We start from the raw sequence: 1,378 nt of genomic DNA, 5'->3' as shown, positions 1-1,378 counted from the left end.
TGTTGGCAACAAATAGAACTGTCCGGTGTTGTAGCAAATGAATTGTCCGCTCGGTTATGCGAGGTGGGAAGCCTGCAAAGGGCGTAGCCCGAAGCAGGCTTCCCACCTCGCGGCCGCTGCGGCGGACAGTTACGCAGCGGCCTGAAGTGCCTGTTCTTCGGGCGTGCCATCCGGCCCATAGCGGGCGAGCAGGCGCGGCCCGTGGAACAGCGCCAGACGTCCGTCGATACGCCGGACCACGCGCACCTTGACCTTCACGTAGTGGTGCCGCGCGCGGTCAGCGGGGATCTGCAGCTTGAGGTTCTCGAAGCTGACGCAGTTGTCCTTGCCGACGGTGCGCTCGAACTGCTCGCACAGCACATCATCGAGATCGCGTCCGACGTAGGGTACGAAGCCCGAACCGTCCTCCATCGCCGGCTGCATGAACTCGGTGTTGAACGCCGGCATGTAATGCTCACGAAGGTAGCGGTTGGCTGCGTCCATGTCGGTGATGCCCATCAACGCCAACTCGCGCGGCAGGCGCGCCTGATGGGTGCTGAACATGCGCTCGCTGCGTCCGCGTGCTTCGGGCGAGTACGCCGCAATCATCTCGATCCCGAGCTGCTGCATCGCCCGACCAAACTGGGTGGGATGGCGCCGATCGACCTTGCCGCCGGCCTCGGGCGTGTGCCAGTAGTGACTGCCGCGATCGGTGTAGAGGCTCGAGAACAGTCCCCGCGCTTCAATGACCTCGCGTACCCCGCGAAGACTCGATGCGGTCCCTTCCTCGTCGACGAAGAACATCGAGTAGTGCTCGTTGGTCGCGTCGTCCATGGTCACGATCAGATCCCACTGACGGCCCGGCACCCACGCGTGCGTGCTGCCGTCCTGATGCAGCATCATCCCCGGCCAGGGCGAGCGCTCGCGCTTCTTCCTGTGCTTGCCCCGGCCCGGTGCCTTCTTGATCAGCCCTCCGTCCTGGAGCCGGCTCTTGACCCAGCTATAGCTGCGATCGCCGCCGTCACGCCGGTACCAGGCGTAGAAGTGCTTCGCGCTCCAGCCCATGTGCCGGCGCTTGTACTGTTCGCACAGCGCCATCACCTCATCGACCGGCGCGCGCCGGTGCGACACCTGGGCTAGGCGGCGGTCGATCAAACCCTCCAGCCCCGACTCCTCATATCGGTCGATGTAGCGCCGAAACGTTCGTTCGCACACCCCAAGCAACCGTGCCGCTTCCTCCTGCCGCAGCCGTCCCTCCTGCCAGCCTGAATACGCCTCTTCGAACCGCATCGCTCGGATCTCCTGTAGCAATTCCGTCCGTCTCATCGCCACCTCCTGGGTGAACAATGAAACCGGACAGATCACGTGCTACAAGTCCGGACAGTTTATGTGCTCCCTA

Annotated in this window: 1 protein-coding gene; it reads right to left on the bottom strand. The window is 63.8% G+C overall.

Going from position 1 to position 1,378, the window contains the following annotated elements:
• Positions 1 to 129: 129 nt before the first annotated feature.
• Positions 130 to 1,269: an ISNCY family transposase gene (locus ACUH78_RS19250; RefSeq protein WP_435751921.1), complete on the bottom strand. Its 1,140-nt coding sequence runs from the start codon at positions 1,267 to 1,269 to the stop codon at positions 130 to 132.
• Between the last annotated feature and the right edge of the window lie 109 nt (positions 1,270 to 1,378).

Source organism: Thauera sp. ZXT1-4 (assembly GCF_052598215.2).
Note: the sequence above shows the minus strand (reverse complement) of the source record. Positions and strands in the feature narration are given on the sequence as shown.

Coding starts and splice junctions, on each gene's coding strand:
- ACUH78_RS19250 (WP_435751921.1), bottom strand. CDS start 1,269: ATGCGGTTCGAAGAGGCGTATTCAGGCTGGCAGGAGGGACGGCTGCGG.